The sequence below is a fragment of the Flavobacterium flavipigmentatum genome, assembly GCF_020911905.1.
Classification (GTDB): Bacteria; Bacteroidota; Bacteroidia; order Flavobacteriales; family Flavobacteriaceae; genus Flavobacterium; species Flavobacterium flavipigmentatum.
Map to the genome: position 1 here is coordinate 2320084 of NZ_CP087133.1, position 26498 is coordinate 2346581.

Annotated in this window: 16 protein-coding genes; 5 read left to right on the forward strand and 11 right to left on the reverse strand. The window is 36.1% G+C overall.

What is annotated here, in order from left to right:
• The first annotated feature begins 20 nt into the window (after positions 1-20).
• From LNP22_RS10120 to LNP22_RS10130, 3 genes are all read left to right on the forward strand, one after another.
• On the forward strand, positions 21-1307 hold the full coding sequence (locus LNP22_RS10120) for an anthranilate synthase component I family protein (RefSeq protein ID WP_229973348.1): 1287 nt from the start codon (positions 21-23) through the stop codon (positions 1305-1307).
• A 133-nt stretch (positions 1308-1440) separates the two neighbouring features.
• Positions 1441-2751, forward strand: coding sequence for a tRNA lysidine(34) synthetase TilS (gene tilS, locus LNP22_RS10125; protein ID WP_229973349.1), 1311 nt, complete (start codon positions 1441-1443; stop codon positions 2749-2751).
• Positions 2751-4832, forward strand: coding sequence for a protein-disulfide reductase DsbD family protein (locus LNP22_RS10130; protein WP_229973350.1), 2082 nt, complete (start codon positions 2751-2753; stop codon positions 4830-4832). The genes tilS and LNP22_RS10130 overlap by 1 nt, the downstream gene beginning before the upstream one ends.
• A 164-nt stretch (positions 4833-4996) precedes the next feature.
• Here LNP22_RS10130 and LNP22_RS10135 read toward each other — a convergent pair whose 3' ends face one another.
• From LNP22_RS10135 to LNP22_RS10145, 3 genes are all read right to left on the reverse strand, one after another.
• Positions 4997-6322 carry an ammonium transporter gene (locus LNP22_RS10135; RefSeq protein WP_229973351.1) on the reverse strand — a complete coding sequence of 442 codons (1326 nt, stop codon included), beginning with the start codon at positions 6320-6322 and terminating at the stop codon, positions 4997-4999.
• Between the two features lie 341 nt (positions 6323-6663).
• On the reverse strand, positions 6664-7971 hold the full coding sequence (locus LNP22_RS10140) for an amidohydrolase family protein (RefSeq protein ID WP_229973352.1): 1308 nt from the start codon (positions 7969-7971) through the stop codon (positions 6664-6666).
• Positions 7972-7999: 28 nt separating this feature from the next.
• Positions 8000-10993 carry an amidohydrolase family protein gene (locus LNP22_RS10145; protein WP_229973353.1) on the reverse strand — a complete coding sequence of 998 codons (2994 nt, stop codon included), beginning with the start codon at positions 10991-10993 and terminating at the stop codon, positions 8000-8002.
• A 247-nt stretch (positions 10994-11240) separates the two neighbouring features.
• Here LNP22_RS10145 and LNP22_RS10150 point away from each other — a divergent pair, with 247 nt between their 5' ends.
• Entirely contained in the window at positions 11241-12776 is a 1536-nt protein-coding gene (locus LNP22_RS10150) for a YifB family Mg chelatase-like AAA ATPase (protein WP_229973354.1), read from the forward strand.
• 230 nt (positions 12777-13006) lie between these two features.
• Here LNP22_RS10150 and LNP22_RS10155 read toward each other — a convergent pair whose 3' ends face one another.
• The 7 genes from LNP22_RS10155 to gltB all read right to left on the reverse strand — a co-directional run bounded on the left by LNP22_RS10155 (position 13007) and on the right by gltB (position 24183).
• A complete protein-coding gene (locus tag LNP22_RS10155) occupies positions 13007-13456 on the reverse strand; it encodes a hypothetical protein (protein ID WP_229973355.1) in 450 nt (149 codons plus the stop codon).
• A gap of 36 nt (positions 13457-13492) precedes the next feature.
• A complete protein-coding gene (locus tag LNP22_RS10160) occupies positions 13493-14680 on the reverse strand; it encodes a hypothetical protein (RefSeq protein ID WP_229973356.1) in 1188 nt (395 codons plus the stop codon).
• Between the two features lie 196 nt (positions 14681-14876).
• A complete protein-coding gene (locus tag LNP22_RS10165) occupies positions 14877-15095 on the reverse strand; it encodes a hypothetical protein (RefSeq protein WP_229973357.1) in 219 nt (72 codons plus the stop codon).
• Positions 15096-15204: 109 nt separating this feature from the next.
• Positions 15205-15747: a hypothetical protein gene (locus LNP22_RS10170; protein ID WP_229973358.1), complete on the reverse strand. Its 543-nt coding sequence runs from the start codon at positions 15745-15747 to the stop codon at positions 15205-15207.
• 475 nt (positions 15748-16222) lie between these two features.
• Positions 16223-17440, reverse strand: a complete 1218-nt coding sequence (gene lysA / locus LNP22_RS10175; RefSeq protein WP_229973359.1) for a diaminopimelate decarboxylase — start codon at positions 17438-17440, stop codon at positions 16223-16225.
• 673 nt (positions 17441-18113) lie between these two features.
• A complete protein-coding gene (locus LNP22_RS10180; RefSeq protein ID WP_229973360.1) occupies positions 18114-19568 on the reverse strand; it encodes a glutamate synthase subunit beta in 1455 nt (484 codons plus the stop codon).
• Between the two features lie 97 nt (positions 19569-19665).
• Positions 19666-24183 carry a glutamate synthase large subunit gene (gene gltB / locus LNP22_RS10185; RefSeq protein ID WP_229973361.1) on the reverse strand — a complete coding sequence of 1506 codons (4518 nt, stop codon included), beginning with the start codon at positions 24181-24183 and terminating at the stop codon, positions 19666-19668.
• Positions 24184-24599: 416 nt separating this feature from the next.
• On the opposite strand from gltB, the gene sucC reads away from it, so the two are divergent.
• Complete coding sequence (gene sucC / locus LNP22_RS10190; RefSeq protein WP_210665546.1) at positions 24600-25793, forward strand: ADP-forming succinate--CoA ligase subunit beta; 1194 nt, start codon at positions 24600-24602, stop codon at positions 25791-25793.
• 228 nt (positions 25794-26021) lie between these two features.
• Here sucC and LNP22_RS10195 read toward each other — a convergent pair whose 3' ends face one another.
• Positions 26022-26486: a DUF1456 family protein gene (locus LNP22_RS10195; protein ID WP_229973362.1), complete on the reverse strand. Its 465-nt coding sequence runs from the start codon at positions 26484-26486 to the stop codon at positions 26022-26024.
• Positions 26487-26498 lie beyond the last annotated feature (12 nt).

Sequence of the window (26498 nt, forward strand, 5' to 3'; positions counted from 1 at the left end):
GGTCTAAAATTTATTTATTCTTGAGAGTTTCCATTCATAAGCATATTTCGAATCCCGAGCAGTTCAAACAGCAACTTTTAATGTGGTCACAACAATTTCGTGAAGCCATTTTTTTAGACAGCAATTCCTATCCGCAAGATTATTCAAGTTTTGATTGCATCCTTGCAGTAGATGCTTTTACAGCTCTCAAAACCGATTTTTACAATGCTTTTGAAGATTTAAAACAATACCAGCAAACGACCAAAGATTGGCTTTTTGGTTATCTTTCTTATGATCTGAAAAATGATTTAGAGCGCTTGACATCTTCAAATTATGATGGATTGCATTTTGCAGATTTGTTTTTCTTCCAGCCAAAAAAAATATTTTTATTGAAAGAAAATCAGTTGGAGATACAGTATTTATTGCTTTGTGATGATGAGATTGAAGATGATTTTGAAGAAATTATGCAATATCATTCTGATGTTTTTGAAACTGTAAATCCGATTATCGTGCAGCAAAGAATTTCTAAGGCATCTTATGTAGAAAAAGTTTCAAAAATGCTGGATCACATTCACGCAGGTGACATGTATGAAGCTAATTTTTGTATGGAATTTTTTGCCGAAAATGTGATACTAAATCCTGTAGAAAAATTTCAAAAATTAAATACCATTTCTCAGGCACCTTTTTCGGTTTTCTTCAAAAATAATAAGCATTTTTTGCTTTCTGCATCTCCGGAAAGGTATATAAAAAAGACTGGCGGAAATATTATTTCGCAACCTATAAAAGGAACTTCGAAACGTTTTTTTAATGCAGTTGAAGACGAACAATCTAAAAAAATTCTGGAAACAGATGCAAAAGAAAGAGCCGAAAATATCATGATTACAGATTTGGTTCGCAATGATTTATCGCGAACTGCGCAAAAAGGCTCTGTAAAAGTAACGGAACTTTGTAAAATTTATTCTTTTTTGCAAGTGCATCAAATGATTTCTACGGTTACATCAAAGCTAGATCCACAATATTCGGCAGTTGATGTTTTAAGAACGACTTTCCCGATGGGAAGTATGACGGGTGCCCCAAAAATTTCTGTGATGAAAATTATCGAAAATTTGGAAGAAACAAAACGTGGCTTATACAGCGGATCGGTAGGGTATTTTACGCCGGAAGGTGATTTTGATTTTAATGTTGTCATTCGCAGTATTTTGTACAATCAAGAAAATAAATACGTTTCGTTTTCTGTGGGAAGTGCCATCACCACTCAATCTATACCGGAAAATGAATACGAAGAATGTTTATTGAAGGCAAAAGCGATGCATGAGGTTTTACAGTAAAAAAAGTTAGCCACAGATTAAACGATTAAAATGATTAAAAAATCTGTGTAAATCTTTTAATCTGTGGCAAAAAAACAACACGCTTAACATTTCATTTAAATATAGATCGAATTTAATTTTTTACATTTATCAAATGCTTTCAAAATTTCAAGATCACATCGTAAACAGATTTCCTTTTTTGGAGGATCAAAAACTATTTCTGGCCGTAAGTGGGGGATTAGACAGTATGGTTTTACTGCATTTATTTCAGCAATTGCCTTATGAAATTGCTGTTTTGCATTGTAATTTTCAGTTGAGAGGATTGGAAAGTTTTGGTGACCAAAATTTTATTGAAACGTATTGTGATGACCACAATATTTCTGTTTTTATTACCCAATTTGATACCAAATCTTTTGCAAAAGATTATAAATTATCCACTCAGGTTGCTGCTCGTGAGTTGCGATACAGTTGGTTTTATGAGCTTCTGGAAACCAAGAATTTCGGTTATGTTCTAACAGCTCATCACGCCGATGATAATCTCGAAACCTTTATTATTAATCTTAGCAGAGGCACGGGTTTAGAAGGATTAGTTGGGATTCCCGAGCAAAATGATCGAATTGTTAGACCATTATTGCCTTTCTCCAGAGCTGAAATTTTGTCGTATGCTCAGGATAATAATGTCGAATGGCGAGAAGACAGCAGCAATGCCTCTAATAAATACCTTCGGAATAAAATTCGTCATGATTTGGTTCCGATTCTAAAAGAGATCAACCCAAATTTTTTGGCAGCTTTTGAGAAAACTCAATCGTATTTGCAGCAATCGCAGGAAATGGTCGAAGATGCAACGATTATGGTGTATCAGCAAGTTGCAAAAGAAGTCGGCGATGTCATTCATTTCGATTTAAATCAATTAAAAAAACTGCCCAATTATCAATCTTATTTGTACCAATGGCTCAATGAATTTGGTTTCGTGGCTTGGAATGATATTTATGATTTAGTAGATGGGCAATCTGGGAAACAGGTACTGTCGGCAGAGTTTAGATTATTAAAAAACAGAAACAGCTTGATTTTGAGTCCAATTTCTGAAATGTCAGAAAAAGAAGAATTTCAGATTAGTGAAGGGGATGCACAAGTTAATTTTCCCTTAAAATTATGGTTTGGTCAGGTAGATGACATTACACTAGAATCAAATACAGTTATCTTTGTTGACGAAGAAAAAATCTCTTACCCACTAGTTTTACGTAGATGGAAAGAAGGTGATTTTTTTCATCCTTTGGGAATGCATGGAAAGTCTAAAAAAATCAGTAAATTTTTTAAAGATGAAAAATTATCATTAATAGAAAAAGAAAATACTTGGCTTTTGTGTTCTAATGAGCAAATAGTTTGGGTGGTTGGTATGAGGCAAGACGAGCGTTTTAAAATTGAAAATAGTACAAATAGAATCTTAAAAATAGAATTACAATAATGAAATTTAATCAATACTCCGCTGTGTTACTGAGAAATAACTGGAATAGATATTTTGTGCTCTTATTATTTTTCTTTGTCATAAAAGGAAATGCTCAAATTTTAGAACCTGTTAAATGGACTGCTAAAATTGAAAAAAAATCGAATACCAATGCTGTTTTGATTTTTGATGGTATTCTGGAAAAAGATTGGCATTTGTACTCGCAATTTACACCAGATGGGGGGCCTCTTCCGCTAGAAATTGTGTTTAAAAATCAAAAAGGGAGTTATAATTTGGTAGGAAAAGCCAAAGAAGGCAAAACCAAAACCACTTTTAATGATGTTTTTGGAGTAAATGAAACGTACTTTGAAAATAAGGCTCATATCGAACAGGAGATCATCATTACTAACCCTGATTTGAAAGCTGTAGAAGTTGAATTTGATTTTCAGGTTTGTAAAGAAGTGTGTATCAATTTAAATAAAAAATTCTCGATTGCAATCCCTGCTTCATTTAAAATGAATGCAGTTACCACGGTTTCAGAAGCAAAAGCAGACGGAACAAAAACGGTAGATTTAGTAGTAGATACTTTAAATACGACCACTAAAACAGTTGTAAAAACACCTGAAAAAGCGACGGCAGAAAATGCAACAACAGAGTCTGAAATAGCTTCTCCGGCTTCACCAAGAAGTTTGTGGTCGGTGTTTTTTGTGGCTTTCTTGTTTGGATTTACAGCGTTACTGACACCTTGTGTTTTTCCGATGATTCCAATGACGGTAAGCTTTTTTACCAAGCAAAGTAAAACCAAAGCAGATGGAATTAGAAATGCTATTATTTATGGAATTTCGATTATCGGAATCTATGTGACATTAGGATTTTTAGTGTCTTGGATTTTTGGTGCAGATGCCCTAAATTCATTGGCTACCAATGTTTGGTTTAACGTTGGATTCTTTGTTCTGTTAGTCATTTTTGCAACGTCATTTTTGGGAGGATTCGAAATAATGTTGCCTAATTCTTGGGCAAATAAAGTAGATCAGCAAGCAGATAAAGGCGGCATTGTTGGAATATTATTTATGGCTTTGGCCTTAGCAATTGTCTCTTTTTCGTGCACAGGACCCATTGTAGGATCGCTTTTGTTTGAAGCGGCAACCAATGGTGTTATTGGTCCCATAGTAGGAATGTTTGGATTTTCGTTAGCATTGGCTCTGCCTTTTATGCTTTTTGCAATGTTTCCGGGTTGGTTAAATTCGTTGCCAAAATCAGGAGGATGGCTGAATACAGTAAAAGTGTTTTTAGGATTTTTGGAACTCGCTTTTGCATTCAAATTTTTATCTAATGCCGACTTAGTTTTGCAATTACATTTCTTAGAAAGAGAAGTTTTCTTAGTAATCTGGATTGCTATTTTTGGTGCTTTGGCATTGTATTTATTCGGAAAAATTACGTTGCCGCATGATAGTCCTTTACCACATATTTCTGTAGGTCGATTGTATTTAGGTTTGGTTACTTTGGCCTTTACAGTGTACCTGATTCCGGGACTTTGGGGAGCACCTTTGAAGTTAATCAGTGCGTTTCCGCCACCGCCACAATATAGCGAAAGTCCTTTTGGGGTTGGAGGTTCGTCTGCAAGTGTAACTTCATCAGAAGGTTTGCCAAAAGGAGCAGAATTGGGACCACACGGGATTATGGTTTTTACAGATTATGAAGATGGTTTGGCGCATGCAAAATCAATTAATAAACCTATTATGCTCGATTTTACGGGACATGCTTGTGTAAATTGCAGAAAAATGGAGAATAATGTTTGGTCAGATCCTGCTGTTTTATCCATTTTGAAAAATGATGTGGTGCTCATTTCTTTGTTTGTAGATGATAAGCGACCATTGCCTGCAGAGAAGCAATTTGTGACTTCTGCTGGAGACAAAATAGAAACTATTGGCGATAAATGGACCGATTTTATGATTACCAGATACAAAACCAATACACAGCCTTTGTACGTTTTGACAGATTTAGAAGGAAAGAGTTTAAATGTAACAACGCCAACCATCAGTTATGTTGGAGTTGAGGAATATTTAAACTGGTTAAAAACGGGAATTTCAAAGTTTAAATAAATTATTTCAAAATAAAATTTAAAAGTAATCGTTATTACTTTTGTAATAATTCAGAATAATTTTAGAAGAAAAAAATATAGATAAGGTTGAAATTAATTCAAACAAAAAGCACTCTAAAGAAATTTAGAGTGCTTTTTTATTAAGGGCAAAGTCGAAAATTATTTCTATAAGAATTCTCCGTGTTGAGAGATATCCAAACCTAATTCTTCTTTTTCTTCGGTAACTCTTAGAGGAGTGATTTTATTAACAACAAAGAATAAAATGTATGAACTTACAAATGCAAAGATAGAAACAAGAACCAAGGCTTTTAATTGTATTAAGAATAGAGTAGCATCACCAAAAATAAGTCCTTGGTTTTTACCAACAATTGAATTGACAGAATTTGAAGCAAAAACTCCTGTTAGTAGCATTCCTACCATTCCTCCGACACCATGACAAGCAAAAACGTCTAAAGCATCGTCAATTTTTCCTTTAGGAAATTTACTTACAACAAGGTTACTGATAACACTAGCGATAATTCCAATGGCCAAAGCGTGAGGGATACTTACGAAACCAGCAGCTGGAGTAATCGCTACCAAACCTACCACAGCACCAATACAAGCACCCATAGCAGATAATTTGTGACCTAAAATTTTATCAAGGAAAACCCAAGCCATAGCTGCAGAAGCTGCTGCAATAGTAGTGGTTCCTAAAGCTTGTGTGGCAAGACTTCCAGCTCCAACTGCAGAACCTGCATTAAAACCAAACCATCCAAACCATAATAAACCTGTACCTAATAATACATAAGTGATTCTTGCAGGATTTACTTTTTGAACTTTACGTTTGCCTAAGAAAATTGCTCCAGCCAAAGCAGCCCAACCAGCACTCATGTGTACAACCGTTCCTCCAGCAAAGTCTAAAACTCCCCATCCGAAGAATAATCCATCAGGATGCCACGTCATGTGGCATAATGGAGCGTAAATAAATAATATAAACAACACCATAAATAACAAATAAGCCCAGAAACGTACACGTTCTGCAAAAGCTCCTGTTATTAAAGCAGGTGTGATAATAGCAAATTTGGCTTGAAATAAAGCGAAAAGAATCATCGGGATTGTCGGCGCTAATTCCCATGCGGTGTTGGCGCTTACTCCTTGAAAAAATATATTAGAGGAAGGATCTCCTATGAATCCGCCCAGTGATGGGCCAAAACACAATCCAAACCCAACTACTACCCAAAGTACCGTAACAATTACCATGGCCATAAAACTTTGCAGCATGGTACTGATTACATTTTTTTTACCTACCATTCCTCCGTAGAAAAAACCTAATCCGGGAGTCATTAATAATACAAGAGCTGTTGCAACAATCATCCATGCAGTATCACCCGTGTCCAGTTTTAATTCGACGATGTGAGGACCCAATGTTTTTGATTCAGTAATAAAGGAGATAGAAAAAATAGATAGTAACAAAACTGTGATTAATATCACGCTTAAAATAATTTTTCGCATAGTTATTTAGTTTTAAATTTTTGATAAAAATATAAAATCATTCAATACCCCTATAAAAATTAAGGTATTAACCTTAATTTTTATTAATATTTTAATTTAAACCCCTCTATTTTGAATCTAATTATTAAAATAGATGTAAATTTTGCGTTTTGTGAATCTCATTTTATCTAAAAATGCATTTTATTAATAGTTTTAAGGTTTAATTGTGCTAATAATTGATAGTTTTAAGATTAATTTAAGTTTTATTTGTGTTGTATTTTGTTTTTTATTGAAATTAAAGCAAAAAAAAAGCATCAGATGAAATTTTCAAATGATGCCTTTTTGAGAAGATAAAAATTCTACTATTGCTGGTTGAATTTTTGCTTAAATTTTTTGTTTAGTTTAGTCTGATGCGTTTCAAGGTTAATTTCTCTTCCTTGAATAAAAGCGGTAGACAATTGATTGGTTCTCATGTCTAGAGCATCTCCTTCAGAAATAAACAAAGTAGCGTCTTTTCCTGTTTCCAAAGTACCACATAGAGCATCTATCCCTAATAATTGGGCAGTATTTGAAGTGATCAACTGCAAAGCTGTTTCTTTATCCAAACCAAAAGCGGCGCAAGTTCCTGCTAAAAACGGAAGATTTCTCACGCTCATACGCTCATGATCACCGCTATTTTCTAGTCCGACCACAATACCTTTGTCTGTCAATATTTTTGCCATTTTATAAGGTAAATTCACGTCTTCATCATCGCTTGTTGGCATGTCGTGTACACGTCTTAGTAAAACCCCTACATTGTTCTTTTTTAAGAGATCTGCCGATTTGTAAGCTTCAAATCCTCCTACAACAACTAGTTTTTGTATACCATTATCTTTTGCCAATTGTATAGCATCAATAATTTGTTTTTCTTCATCTGCATGAATATACAAAATCTGAGTTCCATCAAAAAGACCTTTTGTTGCTTCCAAAACCAGGTTTCTTTCTTTAGGAGCAGCACCAGAATACGCTTTGGCATTTATTAAAAAAGTATTTACTTCTTCAACTTGTTTGATATAATCTTTGTTAGGTTCGATAATCCCTGGTTCAAACCAATTGCCACCTCTTTTAAAAGTAGCAGGAAAGTTTAAATGGATACCGTCATTTTCTTTTAAAATAGCATCACTCCAACTCCACGCATCTAACTGCACAACAGAGGAAGTACCCGAAATGCTTCCGCCGCGAGGCGTAATTTGAGCAATCAAAACACCATTGGGGCGAACTGTTTCGATTACTTTCGATTCAGAATTATAAGCGATAATACTTCTTACATTTGGATTAAAATCACCAATTTCTGCTTCGTCATCAGATGATTTTACAGCGTCTATTTCGACCAATCCTAAAGTTGAATTTGGAGAAATAAATCCCGGGTAAACATGTTTTCCAGCAGCATTAATCGTGGTGTCAAAAGCATTATCCGCCAACCTGATGATCGTGGCATCTGCGACTAATGTTAATTTCCCATCTTTAAAACCAATAGCACTATTTTCGATCACTTTTCCGTTGCCTAAATGTGCTGTTGCATTTAATATCAAAACCGATTTGGTCTGTTTCTGAGCGGGTATTTGCTGGGCATTTAGTTGTACCGAAGCACAAAATACGAGCAGCAAATTATATATGTTTTTATTTATCATAATATCTTTTTTTGACTTTATAAAATTTCTACTCTTCCAGAGTGTCACAGTGATACTCTTTTTTCTCTTTTTTAGTAGGGGTTTGCGTTTGGCCACCTTTATTTTTTTCCTGCAACATCTGTCCGATCAAAATATTTCTTTCTTTGGTGATAGCAGCCTGTTTTTCGGCATCTTTTTCAATGTCAAAATAGACTACACCTTCAATGATAGTTTTTTCGGCTTTTGCATAAATAGACAAAGGATTGTCGCTCCATAGTACCACATCGCCATCTTTACCCATTTTTATACTTCCTACTTTATCGTCGATGTGTAATAATTTTGCTGGGTTAAGAGTTACAAATTTCCATGCTTCTTCTTCAGAGATATTACCGTATTTTACTGCTTTTGCAGCTTCCTGATTTAGTCTTCTTGACATTTCGGCATCATCAGAGTTGTACGCAACCACTACTCCAGCATTGTGCATAATAGGCCCGTTAAACGGAATAGCATCGTTTACTTCAAATTTATAGGCCCACCAATCAGAGAAAGTCGAAGCTCCAACGCCGTGCGCTTTCATTTTGTCGGCCACTTTGTATCCTTCAAGAATATGGGTGAACGTATTTACATTAAAATTAAATTTCTCGGCAACGTTCATTAACATCAAAATTTCAGACTCTACATAAGAGTGACACGTAATAAAACGCTCTTTATTTAAAATTTCGGCCAAAGTCTCCATTTCTAAATCAACTCTTGGCGCTTTTTCTTTTTTAGAATTGGCTTTGAATTTTTTCCAGCTTTCATCATATTCTTTGGCACGTTGAAAGTAATCGATAAAAACCTGCTCAACTCCCATTCTTGTCTGAGGAAAACGAGTAGGATTATCAATTCCCCAGTTGGCTTGTTTTACGTTTTCACCCAATGCAAACTTGATAAATTTAGGTTGGTTTTTGTACAACATATCCTCAGGAGCAGCACCCCATTTCCATTTTACAATGGCAGAACGACCACCAATTGGGTTGGCAGAACCGTGTAATAATTGTGAGATAGTAACACCACCAGCCAAATCTCTGTAAATATTGATATCTTCAGAGTTTACAACATCTTGTATCGTAACTTCGGCGGTAGAGTTGTGACCGCTTTCGTTTACCCCTTTAGAAATAGCAATGTGCGAATGCTCATCAATGATTCCGCTTGTGATATGTTTGCCTTTTGCATCAACTACAGTAGCAGTTGCGTCTGAAAGATTTTTACCAACAGCAGCAATTTTTCCGTTTTTGATTAATACATCGGTCTCGGTAAGGATTCCTTCTTTTTCGTTGGTCCAAACGGTAGCATTTTTAAATAATAAAGTTTGAGCCGTTAATTTTTTCGAATCACCAAAAGCTACGTTAGGGTAGGTAGTTGGCATGATTGCAATCGGTTTTTCTGGTTTTAAAGTATCTTTAATCGCCATAAAAGCACTGGTTCTTACAGCTGTCCATTGGGTTTCTTCTCCATTGGATAAAACGGCTTTTCCAGACAATATTTCTGGTTTTTCTATAAAACCTGTTAAACGAGTGTAGTTTGATTTTATAGTGTCAGCAGGTTTAACTAAAAGTGAAATCCAGTTTTTAGCAACCGAAAAAGTACTTTTTATTTTTTTAGCATCTGCAGTGGTAAGGTCAGATTTTGGAGCTTCTGCCGTTCCTTCTATTTTCCATTTATAGGTATCTTTTCCGATTGTTAAATCATAATTACCGCGAATATCTTTTCCGTTGATATCATTAATGACAAATTTGCTTCCTTGTACCCAGTTTTCGAATAAAACCGTTTTTTCGTCAAAAAATTCTCCAGAAGTAATTACAAAATTCGCAAAACTACCCGCTTTTAAACTTCCTATTTCATTGCTTTTTCCTAAGATAGAAGCCGGAATAGTAGTCAATGCCTCTAAGGCTTTGGTTTTGTCAAATCCAAGTTTAATGGCTTTTAAAAGATTGGTTCTAAAATCTTCTATTTTCTTTAATTTATCAGTTGTCAAAGCAAAAACGACACCGTTGTCCGAAAGCACTTTAAGATTCGTTGGTGCCTGATTCCAGAAACGCATATCTGCCAATTCTATTTGGTTGGATTGATAAGGATTGGAAACATCATAAGCCTCTGGAAAACTGATTGGGATAATGAATTTTGCGTTCGTGTTTTTAATTTCCTCAATTCTTTCAAACTCATTTCCGCTCCCTTTCAAGATATAATTCAAACCAAATTCTTTGGCAATTTTAGCGGCTCTTAAGCTGTTTAGTTTGTCTTCGGTTGCAAAAATTTGAATTAATTTTTCATTATTAGCCAAAGCTTCCAAAGACAAATCTTTGTTTTCAGCATTTCCTTTTTTGTACCAGTCAAGGTCCAGATACATCTGACGCAATAAGGCCATCATCCCCATTAATGAGCTAGGATAAGCTTGATTGGTCAAGGCACTTTTAGTAAATGCAAAATGATTCGTCAATTTATTAGAGATAATTCTATCTTTATTTTCAAAATTGTTTAGGGCAATCAAAGCGCCTGTTCCCTGAGCAACTCCGTCAGGAATATGGGTACTTACGACACCAAAACCTGCTTTGAGCAATTCGTCTGCTTTGGGTTGATCATAAGTAAAACTTTCGTAACTATTTGTTTCGGGACGAATACTTTCGTTCCAGTAAAATCCAACTCGTTTGGTGTCGTAAGAGGCATCTCTTCGGCCACCAGTTAAATTTCTTTTTGGTTTTTCTATTCCAAAAGTGGTGTATAAATCAATAAAAGAAGGGTAAATTGTTTTTCCTTCCAGATTGATGGTAATTGAATTTTTAGGAATTGCGATATTGGTTCCAACCGAAACAACTTTACCATCCTGAATTAGTAGTGTTCCTTTTTCAATCTTTTGATTTGGAGTAACGTAGATCGTGGCATTGGTAAAAGCAGTATAATTACTGTTTTTATTGTGTACACTTTCGTTAATAGGAAAATAGTCTTGAGCGTGCATTTTTGTTAAAAAAACGCTCAAAAACAATAAGAGTAGGGCTTTTTTCATATATAAATAAATAAATTTTTGATAAAAATATGAAAAATATATAATGTTTGGTAATTTAAAAACCAATATTATTGTGCTTTTTTATTTTTTAATAGTTGTTTAAGTAATGATATTTTTGTGGGTTTGTGATAACTTAGATTTTGGTATAAGATGTAGGATTATAAATTCTTTGAATTAAAAATGTAGTATTTTATTTATATTTAATTATTTTTCATTAGATTTAGAAATATTTAATGAAAAAGATTTTATGTTAGTAAAAGTTTACGGAAGTGCTGTTTTTGGGGTAGAAGCGACTACAATTACCGTCGAAGTCAATATGGACAAAGGAATTGGGTATCATTTGGTAGGATTGCCCGATAACGCTATAAAAGAAAGCAGTTATCGCATCGCGGCAGCACTTAAAAATAACGGTTATAGTTTGCCCGGCAAAAAAATCACAATCAATATGGCGCCTGCCGATTTAAGAAAGGAAGGTTCTGCCTATGATCTGCCTTTAGCAATTGGTATTCTTGTGGCGTCCGACCAAATAAAAGCGGCAGAAGTTGATCAATATATTATTATGGGCGAACTTTCATTAGACGGGAGTTTGCAGTCTATAACTGGGGCTTTGCCTATTGCCATTAAAGCAAAAGAAGAAGGGTATAAAGGATTTTTTCTTCCGAAACAAAATGTAAAAGAAGCTGCAATCGTAGCGGGATTGGACGTGTATGGCGTTGAGAATGTACAAGAAGTTATTGATTTTTTTGAAGGGAAGGGCACGCTAGAACCTACTACAATTGATACCCGAGCCGAGTTTTATAAAACATTAGATTTTCCCGAATTTGATTTTTCTGATGTTCGTGGGCAGGAGAGTATCAAGCGTTGCATGGAGATCGCAGCTGCTGGTGGTCATAATATTATTTTAATTGGGCCTCCTGGCGCAGGAAAAACAATGTTGGCCAAAAGATTGCCTAGTATTTTGCCCCCAATGACGTTGCGGGAAGCATTAGAGACAACTAAAATTCATAGTGTAGCAGGAAAATTAAAAGAAGTCGGACTCATGAATCAAAGACCTTTTAGGAGCCCGCATCATACAATTTCGAATGTAGCTTTGGTGGGTGGCGGAAGTTATCCGCAACCGGGTGAAATCTCTATGGCACACAATGGTGTTTTGTTTCTGGATGAACTGCCGGAGTTCAAACGGGATGTTTTAGAAGTTATGCGTCAGCCTTTGGAAGATCGAGAAGTGACGATTTCTAGGGCCAAATTTACGGTAACCTATCCTTCGTCTTTTATGTTGGTAGCGAGTATGAACCCGAGCCCGAGTGGCTTTTTTAATGATCCGAGCGTACCCAATACATCATCACCACACGAAATGCAGCGGTATTTGAGTAAAATTTCGGGACCATTGCTAGACCGAATCGATATACACATCGAAGTGACACCGGTACCTTTTGAGAAATTGTCCGATGATAATAAAGCCGAAAGTAGTGTAGAAATTAGAAAGCGTGTTACTGCGGCTCGCGAATTGCAGTCGCAGCGATTTGAAGAACTGACCAACATTCATTACAATGCCCAAATGAACACCAAGCAAATTCGTCAATTTTGTGCTCTCGATGAGCCATCAAAACAATTACTGAAAACGGCTATGGAACGACTCAATCTTTCGGCAAGGGCGTACGACAGAATTTTGAAAGTTTCCAGAACTATAGCCGACTTAGATGCCGCTCCCGAAATCATTTCGTCACATATTGCAGAGGCGATTCAGTACAGGAGTTTGGATCGTGATGGTTGGTTGGGATAAAAATTTGGGTCTTTCAGGTTTGATGTAATAATAACCTTGGATTCCTTCTGAAACCAAGTGCGCGTGAAGGATGGGCGCGATATCCTTTTGCGACACCCTGCAATTACTGTTGTACACCGATGTTTCTGGAGCAAAAGATTTAGCAGACAGCCTGACCCGCAGTTTACGGAGGGGCACGCCCCAAAAAGCACTATTGTTCTTTTATGAGCTTTTGCTTTGTTCTGAACTACTTACTGCAAAAGTGCTTCTATTTTTTCTTCCGATTTTTCTTTGATGGGACTGTCCGGGTGAAAACTCCAGATGATCAGAAACTTTCCTTTGGCCAAGTATTCTTCAGGGTGTGCGTCTGTTGGTTCTTTGTCTCTGCCCCAAAGGAGTCCTTGCAGAAAAGCATCCCCTTTAAATCGGTTTTCAAATTCAAAATACATTATCGTACCGCTGTCGCCCTTGCTCTTAAAACTCTGAATTTCCTTTTTCTTCACGGTGCCCACGAGCGTGTTATAAGTGGCGACATCATTATAAAAAGAACACGCCTGAATAGAAACGCAATTGTGCCCATCGCTTAATGCATAAGACTTCGGAATTTCTTTAGGTTTCAATTTTAAGTCTGCAATCGTCTGGCTAAACAAAGGAGTACTTATAAGCAGTAAGAATGCTGCAAGTAGAAATGATTTTTTCATGATTTTTTAGGTTTTGGGGTAATATGGGGCATCTGTTTAGTCTCGAAATCTATTGCGAACAATAATATCTTTTAGTTTGGCTTTCAGATCTTCGCCGGTATCATACACCATTTGCTCGTTGTTAGGAAAAGGCACCGAACGTTTGTCAAAATACGTCATATAATTGTCTTCGCAAGCACTTTTATCTCCTTTGTAAGTCGAATAAATATTCTCAAAAACATATTCGCTCACGACGGGAAACGATTGTTGCATCTCGTTTCTTCTTACATCAATAAAATCTACTTTGGCCGTGATCTGGCACGATTTAAACTGTCTGAACTCATAAATATTGGCACGTAGTAATCTAAAGTTATCTACTTTTATTTCTTTGCCCAAACTATCTTTTACAGGTTTTCCACGGCTGTCCAGAAGTGTTTTTAGACCGTCTTTAACCTGCTTTTCTTTTATAAATTCTTTTTCTTTAATCTGCTCAGGCGAAATATTAATTTGCCTAAAATTGATCACCATACTATAGTCGTACGTAACATTTTTTTGTTTAGCACTGTGGTAAACCGTCCATTTATCGTTTAGTCCGTAGGTTTTAAAGTCTAATAAATCATCCTGCAGCTGCTTCGGAATCACCATATTGGTTTCGTTCTTCGCATACACATTTACAAAGTCAGTTCCTTTAAACTGCGCATCGTCCATGAGTTTTTTAGTGTTTTTATAGCCCGGATTTATACCTTCTAAATAAGCAAAATCATCATACGCTTTTCTAAAATCCATCTTATTATTAGACTTCAAAAGCGCCGACGCATTCTCATACAAATATTTAGAAAGCGCGTTTCTGCTGCTTACAATCTGATCTGAATAATTATCAAACGGAAAATATGCATTTTTTCCCTGCTTCAATAAAGGCAACGGCAATAAAGGCCTTATTTTCTCCTGACGGTTGTTCAATTGCAAGTAAGTGTTGTAGATACGTTCTGAATTGGCAGGATTCGCCTCTTTTACCATCATATCCAGATTGCGCAAATCCCGATCTTTTGCTTTAGCCAACGCTTCTTCTAGCAAATACACATAATCTTGCTTTCCTTTCGACTCTTTTTTGGTGCGCAATGCCTCTACAGCGCGATCTATAGCACCGTCATAATTACCATCGCTCAATAGTGATTGAGTGGTTTTTACCCCACAAGAATAAAGCGTTAAAAATAATATAGAAAATAGTAAAGTAATTTTTTGCATAACTGGAACTTTTAATGCTGTAAATATATCAGTTTTAGATCAATTGAGATACAACTGCCTCATGATTTTAAGTTTCAGGAGCACAAATTTTATTTCCATAATGACGTCTCGTCCCGCTGTACGCTAAATCTTTTATGGCGAACCCCGCCACAAAAGGATATCGCTGCCATCGGGGCTCAGTTTAGAAGTCTCGTTTTCATAAGGGTAGAGGTGCTTTGCTAAGAGGTATTTTACCCCAATGTTTCGGCGTTATCACCCAATTTTTAGGTTCGTTACTGAAGTTTTTAGGTCTTAAACCTAAATTTTTAGGTCTTGGACTTAAAATTTTAAGTGCTGAACCTAAAGTTTTAGGTTCCCAACCTAAACGTTTACCCTTTCGACCTAAACGTTTGGGTAAACAACCTAAAAACTTCATGATTAGACCTAAAAAAGACTTTAAAAGGCTTAATTACTCCTGTTAAGTTAAATAATGCTATTACGTAAGTCACTGTTTATTGCGAGATGTTTGTACATTTAAGATCCTATCAAATATGGGTATGTACTATCAAGATTTCGCCACTTAATTTATGTCGAAACGCCGTAAGAAACTCGTCTGTAAAGTTCGGCCAATTCCAGAAGGTAAACCCCAAGTCACTAAATGCCCAAACGGGTAAAAAGGAAAATTTCTGAATATCAGTCGCAACCTTGCACAAAGGACACGTTAGCGTATCGCTTTTATTTTCGGCCCAGTCATTTAAGAAGTCCCAATCTTCAGATGCAATGTTTTGTTTGCAGTTCGGGCAAATGCATTCGTCTATACCGGTTTCACCCGCATGAAAAACATTTCTTTCAGTAATAATTTCCAAACCATTGGTGATTAGGTTAAACGGTAATTCATCTGGAAGATTGGTTACTTGTTTTGCACCATGAGAGATTGAATAACCATTATTGCTGCTTAAAATACAATCTGAAAGGGTTGGTTTGACAATATCCTGCGAAATCAGCCAAGTCAAAATTTCTTGTGCTTTGATGTTTTTGTCTGGATAACTGGATTGCCTTGGAACTATCGAAATACTATGGTCACTCATTTTTTGTCTTTTGGGTTTTTGGTAGCGTTATAAAATTATGATTAACTTGTATATATAAACTATGCAATGGCTCATAATAGTCCAAATTTGCTGGCTTTGGATTAAAAAATTATACATTTTATCTTTACTAAAGTACTATTTTTTTGTAATAAATTAACTGATGAAATTTTATATCGTTATGAAAACGATTGCCGCGTAAGGGATAGAGGCGGTATCCTTTTGCCGCCGAAGTAAGGCAAAAGATAAAGCCGAAAGCCCGACCCGGAGGGATACGCTCAAAAAAATAGTATTGGTTTTGAAGTAGTTGATCTTGAGGATTTCGATCGAAGATTTTGCGTGATTTCTAATGAAGAAAAATTGTAAAATGTTTAGGATGACGAAGGGTAAAAGGAATAAAGATATTTTTTAAACAAAAAAAATCCTGTCTCAAGTTGAAACAGGATTTTTACAATTGATATTCTTTTTTCTTTTATTTTTAAACTGTTGCCGTTTCTGGCAACGGAATTTGATTTTTAAGCAAATCTTCAAAAGTTTCGTGGGCACGAATTAGGATTCCCTCACCGTTCATCCATAATACTTCTGCTGGTTTGTATCTCGAATTGTAATTAGAAGCCATAGAAAAACAGTATGCTCCTGCGTTTCTAAAAGCCAGAATATCGCCCTCGGTAATTTCGGGGATTCTGCGGTTGTTTGCAAAAGTATCGGTCTCGCAAATGTAGCCCACTACAGAGTAAAAACGCTCTTTTCCTTTTGGGTTCGAGATGTTTTCGATATGATGTTGCGAACCATAAAACATTGGACGGATTAGGTGATTGAAACCACTATCGATTCCGGCAAAAACCGTTGAGGTCGTTTGTTTTACTACGTTTACTTTGGCTAGAAAGAAACCAGCTTCGCTCACTAGGAATTTTCCAGGTTCGAAAATTAGGGTTAGATCTTTGCCGTATTCTGTACAAAAAGAGTTGAATCTTTTGGATAGTTTTTTACCTAATTCTTCGATGTCAGTTTCGATATCGTCTTTTTTGTAAGGTACTTTAAAACCGCTTCCGAAGTCTAAAAATTCTAGTTCTTTGAAGTGTTTTGCTGTATCAAACAAAATTTCGGCTGCGTATAAGAATACTTCGATATCCAGAATATCAGATCCTGTGTGCATGTGAATCCCGACGATACTCATTTTGGTATTCTCGACAATTCGCAAGATATGCGGCAGTTGATGTACCGAAATACCGAATTTACTATCGATATGTCCTACCGAAATGTTGGCATTTCCACCCGCCATAACGTGTGGGTTGATACGGATACATACTGGAATTTGAGGATATTTAGTTCCGAATTGCTCCAGAATAGACAAGTTATCAATATTGATTTGAACGCCCATTGCGGCAACTTCTTCAATTTCTTCTAATGAAACTCCGTTTGGAGTAAAAAAGATTCTGTCTGGTTCGTAGCCAGCATGAAGACCTAATAAGACTTCTTGAATAGATACAGTATCTAATCCAGACCCCATGTTCTTTAACAATTGAAGAATCGCAACATTTGATAAAGCCTTCATGGCATAATTAACTCTTAAGTTTTCTACTTTAGAGAAAGCTTTTGTTAATCTGTTATATTGAGATTGGATTTTTTCGGCATCATAAACATATAATGGACTTCCAAATTGATCTGCTAATTGCAGTAAATCTTTTGCTTGCATTGTTAAAGTATTTTTGACAAATTTATTACTCTTTTGACTAACTGCAAATTAATTGTAGAAAAATAACAAATTATAACAAATTGTTTAATTTTGAACAAAAAGTTGGTTAAAAAAGATTTTTGTAAATCTTTTTTTGAGGGGCTAAGTTGCTAAGAATCTAAGTTACTAAGTTTTTTGCCACGAATGACATGAATTTATGCGAACTTTTATTTTAAAGTTGAGTTATGCGTTTTTGTAATTAGTGTAATTAGTGGTATAAAAGGAGCTGCTGATGTTTTAAGCTAATAAGTTTTTCGCCACGAATTACACAAATTACTCGAATTTTTATTTTTAGTTAACGTTTCTGTAATAAGTGAAAATTAGTGTAATTCGTGGCAAAAAAATCTTTGCAATCCTTGAAATCTGTGACATAAAAAAGCGGCTAGCGTTTTGATTTGCTAAGTTTTTTGTTAAAAATTGTTTCATTTTTCCCCACAAATTCCACGAATCGCCCGAATTAATTACGGTACATAAAAATCAACTCAATCTACATTAGTGAAATTAGTGCAATTCGTGGCAAAGAAATCATTTTAATCTGCGAAATCTGTGGCATAAAAAAAGTCGCTAAGATTCTAAAGTATTTAAAATAAAACTCAGAACCTTAGCGACTCAGTATCTTAGAACCTTAAAAAAATCACAAACTCGGAAGATCTCCATTTCCTTTGGTTGGCAAATTGGTTGATCCCATCAGGAATAGATCTACTTCTCGTGCAGCTTCGCGGCCTTCAGAAATAGCCCAAACGATTAAGGATTGTCCTCTTCGCATATCACCAGCCGTAAAAATATGAGGAATATTGGTTTGATAATTGTTTGCTTTATAGTTGCTTCTCATGTCAACCTCCAGACCTAATTGCTCGCTCAAAGTTTTCTCAGGACCAGTAAATCCTAAAGCCAATAAAGCCAAGTCGCAAGGCCATATTTTTTCAGAGCCTTCTTTTTCGATTAATTCAGGTCGTTGTCCTGGAGTCATTTTCCATTGTACTTCAACAGTTTTTAATCCAACTAATTGGCCGCTTTCATTCGAAATAAATTCTTTTGTATTGATTAACCAGTTTCTGTCGCAACCTTCTTCGTGAGAAGAAGACGTTTTGAGCTGCAATGGCCAGAAAGGCCAAGGCGTAGTTTCGCTTCTTCCAACAGGAGGTTTTGGTAAAATCTCAAAATTAGTTACAGATTTTGCTCCATGTCTGTTAGAGGTTCCCACGCAGTCAGACCCTGTGTCTCCGCCACCAATTACAATAACATCTTTACCAGTCGCTTTTACCTGATCAGGAATAGATTCTCCGTATAAAACTTTGGTTTGCTGTGTCAGGAAATCCATTGCCTGCACAACGCCTTTGCTTTCGATTCCTTTCGTTGGCAAACTTCTTCTTTCTGTTGCTCCACCGCACAATACGATAGAATCGAAAGCATTTAATTCGCTTACGCTAAAGTTAACCCCAACATTTACATTGGTTTTAAAAGTGATTCCTTCTGCTTCCAGAATAGCGACACGTCTGTCGATGATTCCTTTTTCTAATTTGAAATTCGGAATTCCGTAACGCAATAAACCTCCAATAGCATTATCTCTTTCAAAAACAGTTACGGTATGACCCGCTCTGTTTAATTGTTGAGCAGCTGCCAAACCAGCAGGTCCTGAACCAATAACAGCAACAGTTTTGCCTGTTCTGGTTAAGGGAGTTTGTGGTTTGATCCAACCTTCTGCAAAACCTCTTTCGATAATGTTTTTCTCGATATTTTCGATCGCAACAGGCTCTTTTATGATTCCCAATACACATGATTTCTCACATGGAGCAGGGCATAATCGACCTGTGAATTCTGGAAAGTTGTTGGTAGATTGCAGAATTTCTAAAGCGCTTTGCCATTCTTCCTGATGCACCATGTCGTTAAAATCAGGAATTAAATTTCCTAACGGACAAGCACTGTGGCAAAAAGGAATACCACAATCCATACATCTCGATCCTTGTTCTTTTATTTTATCTTTTGCTAACGGAATCGTAAATTCATTATAGTTCGAAACACGTTCTATAACCTCAATATTACTTTCGTCGGCTCTGTTATATTCTTTAAATCCGCCTATTTTACCCATGACATTTTAATTAAATTTCGTTGTGAGATATGAGATATGAGAAGTAAGTTGAAAAGCTCAAACTTAGTACCTCTGTATCTTTGTAACTCAGAACCTCCTAATCTGCTATTAATTCTTCTATTTTTTTCTCTTCAGCAATTCTTTGTAATGCTTTTTTGTAATCAGTTGGCATTACTTTTACGAAATGGTTTTGTTGATTTTCCCAGTCTGCTAAAATTCGTTTTGCTAATGGACTGTTGGTGTACAAAGAGTGGTTTTTGATCAGTTTTCTTAGTTTTGTCACATCTTCTTCTTCGATAGGATCAAAGGCAACCATTTCCATGTTGCATAAAGTCGCATCAAATTTTTGATTTGGATCATAAACATAAGCCACACCACCGCTCATACCCGCAGCAAAGTTTCTTCCTGTTTTTCCTAAAACAACGACAGTACCACCTGTCATGTACTCGCATCCGTGATCTCCAATTCCTTCTACAACCGCAGTTGCTCCAGAATTTCTAACACAAAAACGCTCTCCGGCCATTCCATTAATATAAGCCTCTCCGGTAATAGCTCCGTAAAGGGCAACGTTCCCGATAATGATGTTTTCTTCAGGTTTGAAGGTAGCTGTAGGAGGAACTTTGATAATCAATTTTCCTCCGGAAAGGCCTTTTCCTAAATAATCATTACAGTTTCCGTGAATTTTAAACGACAAACCATTGGTAGCAAATGCACCAAAACTTTGTCCTGCAGAACCTTCAAAATCAACCAAAATAGTGTCTTCAGGCAAACCTTGAGCGCCATAGATTTTTGAGATTTCATTACTCAAAATAGCCCCTACCGAGCGGTCTGTATTTTTAATTTTAAAGGTAACTCTTGTTTTTTCCTTTCTGTAAATAGAAGGAATCGCTTCTTTTATAATATCAAAATCCAATACGTTTTCTAAATGATGATCTTGCGTAGTCGTATTGTGATTCGGAACCGTTTTTGCTTTTTCCGGTTTGTATAAAATAGAAGATAAGTCTAAACCATTGGCTTTATAATGTTTAATCGCTTTGTTTACATTTAATTTTTGCGATTGTCCCACCATTTCTTTTAAGGTTCTAAAACCTAATTGTGCCATGATTTCTCTTAATTCCTCAGCAATAAAATACATAAAGTTGATCACGTGCTCTGGAGTTCCCTTGAAATTTTTTCTCAATTCAGGATCCTGAGTAGCGATACCCACAGGACACGTATTTAAGTGACAAGCTCTCATCATAATACAGCCAGAAGCAACAAGAGGAGCAGTAGCGAAACCAAATTCTTCGGCTCCTAATAAAGCGGCAATGGCAACGTCACGACCTGTTTTCAACTGTCCGTCACATTCTAAAACCACACGGCTTCTTAAATCATTTAAGATTAGAGTTTGTTGTGCTTCGGCTAAGCCAAGTTCCCAAGGAATACCAGTGTGTTGCAATGATGTTAAGGGCGCTGCACCAGTTCCTCCGTCATAACCTGAAATCAAAATCACATCTGCTTTTGCTTTTGCGACACCAGCAGCAATGGTTCCAACCCCAACTTCTGAAACTAATTTTACGTTGACACGTGCTTCACGATTGGCATTTTTTAAGTCGAAAATTAACTGAGATAAATCCTCGATAGAATAAATATCGTGGTGCGGTGGAGGTGAAATCAAACCTACATAAGGCGTAGAATTTCTGGTTTCTGCAATCCAAGGCACTACTTTTTCTCCTGGTAATTGACCACCTTCTCCAGGTTTTGCACCCTGAGCCATCTTGATTTGGATTTCTTTAGCATTCGTCAAATAGTTGATCGAAACTCCAAATCTTCCAGAAGCAACTTGTTTGATGGCACTATTTCTAGAATCTCCATTGATTTCTTTCTGGAAACGTTTAGGATCTTCTCCGCCTTCTCCAGAATTACTTTTTCCGCCAATTCTGTTCATGGCAATGGCCAAATTCTCATGTGCTTCTCTACTGATAGAGCCGTAAGACATCGCACCAGTTTTAAATTTTTTTACAATTTCTGTCCAAGGTTCTACTTCATCAATAGAAATTGGATCTAAATTATTAAATTCGAATAAACCTCTAATAGTCATTAGGTTTGAGCTTTGCTCGTTTACCATGTTAGAGTATTCTTTATAACTTTCCGGACTGTTTAAGCGAACAGCCTGCTGTAATTTTGCAATAGTGGTGGGGTTAAACATGTGTTTTTCGCCACCACGTCTCCATCTGTAAATTCCACCTATTTCCAAAGGCAATAAGTTGGCAATCTTAGAATTTGGAAATGCTTTTTGGAAACGTTTCTTCACTTCTTTTTCTACTTCCATCAAGCCAATTCCTTCGATTCTAGAAGGGGTATATGGGAAATATTTATTTGTAAAGGTTTTATTGAGACCTAAAATTTCAAAAATTTGAGCAGCTCTGTACGAATGTAACGTAGAGATACCAATTTTGTTCATGATTTTAAGGATGCCTTTTGCTATTGCTTTGTTGTAATTTACAATAGCATAATCTGCTTTTACGCCCGTTATAAATCCTTGGTTTACTTGATCGTGAATGATTTCGTTTACCATGTAAGGATTGATGGCACTTGCTCCATATCCAAACAATAAAGCGAAATGATGCGGCTCGCGCGGTTCAGCAGATTCGATTATGATGCCGAATTTCGAGCGAACTTTTAAAAAGTTTAAAGAGTGATGGATGTAAGAACACGCCAATAACATAGGTATTGGAGCCATTTCTTCACTCACGCCCCTATCTGAAAGTATAATAATATTGCAACCTTCAGAAACAGCTTTAAAAGTGGCTTGAACACATTTTTCAAGTGCGCGCTCCAAACCATTAACTCCTTTTTCTATTTTATATAAAGTAGAAATAGTAGCCGATTTAAAATCAACGTGGTCAATGTTTCTTACTTTATCCAAATCTTCATTTGAAATTACCGGATTTTGGATTTTTAATTTTTTACATTGTTTAGATTCAATTTCAAAAATATTAAAATCACCACCAATTGCTAAACTGATATCGGTAATAATTTCTTCACGAATACCATCCAGAGGCGGGTTGGTTACCTGAGCAAATAATTGCTTGAAATAGTTGTACAATAATTGTGGCTGATCAGATAAAACGGCCAGTGGTGTATCATTACCCATAGAACTGATGGCCTCGCCACCCTGACTCCCCATTGGGTTGATAATGGTTTTTAAATCTTCTATAGTATAACCAAACAAACGTTGTCTGGTTTGAAAATCAAGTTTTTCAACAGGAGTAGGGTTGTTGGTATATGGAATTTTAGCCAACGGTAACAAATTAGCATCAATCCATTCTTTGTATGGACGCTTGGTTACAATAGCTTTTTTTATTTCGTCATCTTCAATAATACGACCTTCGTTCATGTCAACCAAGAACATTTTTCCGGGCTCTAAACGACCGTGTTGCACCACATCTTCAGGTTCTACATCCAAAACACCAATTTCTGATGACATGATCACGAAACCGCTTTTTGTTAAGGTATAGCGAGAAGGACGCAATCCGTTTCTATCTAATAATGCACCAATCACGTTACCGTCTGTAAACGGAATAGAAGCAGGACCATCCCAAGGCTCCATGATACAAGAGTTAAATTCGTAGAAAGCTCTTTTCTCTGCAGACATGGTTTGGTGTTTTTCCCAAGCCTCCGGAACGACCATCATCATGGCTTCTGGCAAGGAACGACCCGTCATTAGTAAAAGTTCGATCACCATATCCATAGAAGCAGAATCTGATTTTCCTTCCAGGATAATAGGGAACAATTTTTTGATATCGGCGCCAAAAACTTTGCTTTCCATCAATTCTTCACGGGCGCGCATTCTGCTTACGTTGCCGCGAAGAGTATTAATTTCACCATTGTGACACATGTATCGAAAGGGCTGCGCCAGCTCCCATGACGGGAAAGTATTGGTTGAGAAACGTTGGTGAACTAACGCCAAACGCGTCACCAAATCCGGATCTTTTAAGTCAATATAGTACCTACTAATGTCTTCTGGCATCAAAAGACCTTTGTATATAATAGTTGTAGTCGATAAACTAGAGAAATAAAACATGTGGCTTTCTGAGGTTTTAGAGCCTCTTATAGCGTGTTCGGCAATTTTTCTAGCTGCAAAAAGTTTTGCATTAAACTCTTGTTCTGTTAACTCCTGACCGTTTTTGCTAACAAAAACCTGTTTAACTGTTGGTTCTTTTTCTGCGGCGATTTGCCCTAAATTTTCAACGTCAACAGGGACATCTCTCCAACCCAGAATTTTTAAGTTTTGATCCTTAATGGTAGATTCGAAAGCATTCATGCAAAAAGAAGCCTGATTTTTACTTTTCGGTAAAAAAACCATTCCTGCTGCATATTCGCGTGTTTCAGGGATTTCAAAATCACATACTTTTTTAAAAAATGCATGTGGGATGTCAAATAAAATTCCAGCACCGTCTCCAGTTCTTCCATCAGAACTAACTGCACCACGATGTTCCAGTTTAATTAAGATATCCAATGCCTTATGAATGATGTCGTTAGACTTAATACCATTCAAATTACAAATAAATCCTGCACCACAGTTGTCGTGTTCAAATTCAGGCAGATAAAGCCCTTGTTCTTTAACTTTCATTCTTGATATTTTTTTTACAAAAATAGAGATTTCGTTAAATATAATGTATTGAAAATGTAATTCGGCTTACATTTTTGTAGTAATATTAGAAAAACGATTCTTAAATGATAATAATTTCGTAGAAAGCATTGCGAAATGATAAAATCACAATATGTATTGAATTATTTTAATGAAATACCTTTCTGAGGTATTGAAATTACTGGTATTTTTGTTAAATTTCAAACGAAATAGTGTTTTTTAGTTAACAATTTGAATGCAATAGTTTAACTATTTATTTTCTTCAAAGAGTAATTATCTTTTAATGTGAAGTAGGATGATTTTTTTAATTGAAAAAGATTTTACTTTTAAGTTGAATTTTGCTATTTTTGTCCCACTTTTATTCTGAACTAACTTCAGAACCAGACAAATTCTATATTATGAACATACACGAATATCAAGGAAAAGAAATTTTAGCGAGTTACGGAGTACGCATTCAACGCGGAATTGTGGCTAATAGTCCAGCTGAAGCTGTTGAAGCTGCGAAACAATTAACTGCCGAAACCGGTACAGGATGGCATGTTATAAAAGCACAGGTTCATGCAGGTGGACGTGGAAAAGGTGGTGGAGTGAAGCTTGCTAAAAATTTACAACAAGTTGAAGAAATTGCCGGACAAATCATCGGAATGCAATTGATTACACCTCAAACTTCTGCCGAAGGTAAAAAAGTAAGCACAATTTTAGTTGCAGAAGACGTATACTATCCTGGTGAAAGTGAAACTTCTGAATTTTATGTTTCTGTTTTATTGAATAGAGCTACAGGTCGTAACATGATCATGTATTCTACTGAAGGTGGAATGGATATCGAAGAAGTTGCGGAGCACACACCACACTTAATTTTTACTGAAGAAGTAGATCCTTCTGTTGGATTGCAAGGTTTTCAAGCAAGAAGAATTGCTTTTAACTTAGGTCTTTCAGGAAATGCTTTCAAAGAAATGGTTAAATTCATCGATTCATTATACAATGCTTACATTGGTTCTGATGCTTCTATGTTTGAAATCAACCCAGTTTTGAAAACTTCAGACAATAAAATTATGGCTGTTGATGCTAAAGTAAATATCGATGATAATGCTTTATACAGACAACCAAAATACGCTGAGATGAGAGATATCCGTGAGGAGAATCCAATCGAGGTTGAAGCTAAAGAAGTAGGTTTAAATTACGTAGATCTTGACGGTACTGTAGGATGTATGGTAAATGGAGCTGGTCTTGCAATGGCGACAATGGACTTAATTAAGTATGCTGGTTTTGAACCTGCAAACTTCCTTGATGTTGGAGGAACTGCTGATGCAAAACGTGTTGAAACGGCTTTCCGTATTATCTTAAAAGATCCTAACGTAAAAGCTATTTTGATTAATATTTTTGGAGGAATCGTTCGTTGTGATCGTGTTGCTCAAGGTGTTGTAGATGCTTACAAAAATATGGGTGATGCTATTAAAGTGCCAATTATCGTTCGTTTGCAAGGAACAAATGCTGAAATTGCAAAAGAATTGATTGACAATTCAGGTATGCCAATTTTATCAGCTACTCAGTTTCAAGAAGCTGCTGATCAGGTTCAGGCTGCACTTTCTTAATCAAACAAGAAATCAATTATATATAAAACCATCCTTAAAGGATGGTTTTTTTTTGAAATATTTTAACCGCAAAAAAATACAAGGATTCTAGAAAAAAGTTAGCCACAGATTACACAGATTAAAGCAGATTTTAAATAATCCTTTTAATACTGATAATCTGTGGCTAAAAAAACTTTGCGTTTAGCTCAATGCCAGATTAAAATCCTAGCGTTCTTTGCGGTTAAAACTTTATTTTTTATTCTTCCCGTTTTTGTAAACAACTTTTTCTACAACCTGAATTTTAGGAGTAGCTTTTGAGTTGTTTTTCTTGAAAGGCTTTTTGGCTGCGGGCCCTGATTTTGAAGGCGCTTTGTCGCCTCTTCCTTTTTCGGAATCTTTGGTACTCGCTTTAAATTCTGGTCTTTCTTTTGTGCTCTCTTTCTTTGGAATTTCAGCTTTATGTTTCGCTAAAACATCATTTGGGTTTTTAGGATTTTCTTTCGTTCCTCTCAAATGAATAACCAATCCGTTAAGGAAATTACGCAAGACTTGATCACCACATTCCATGTAATTTTCATGATCTTCAGCTCTAAAAAAAGCGCCTAATTCAGATTTTGAAATTCGAAAATCTACTAATTCTAAAATCTCAACTATTTGGTCATCACGGAGCATCAAAGCCACGCGAAGTTTTTTTAAGATATCGTTGTTTGTCATCGTTTAATTTTT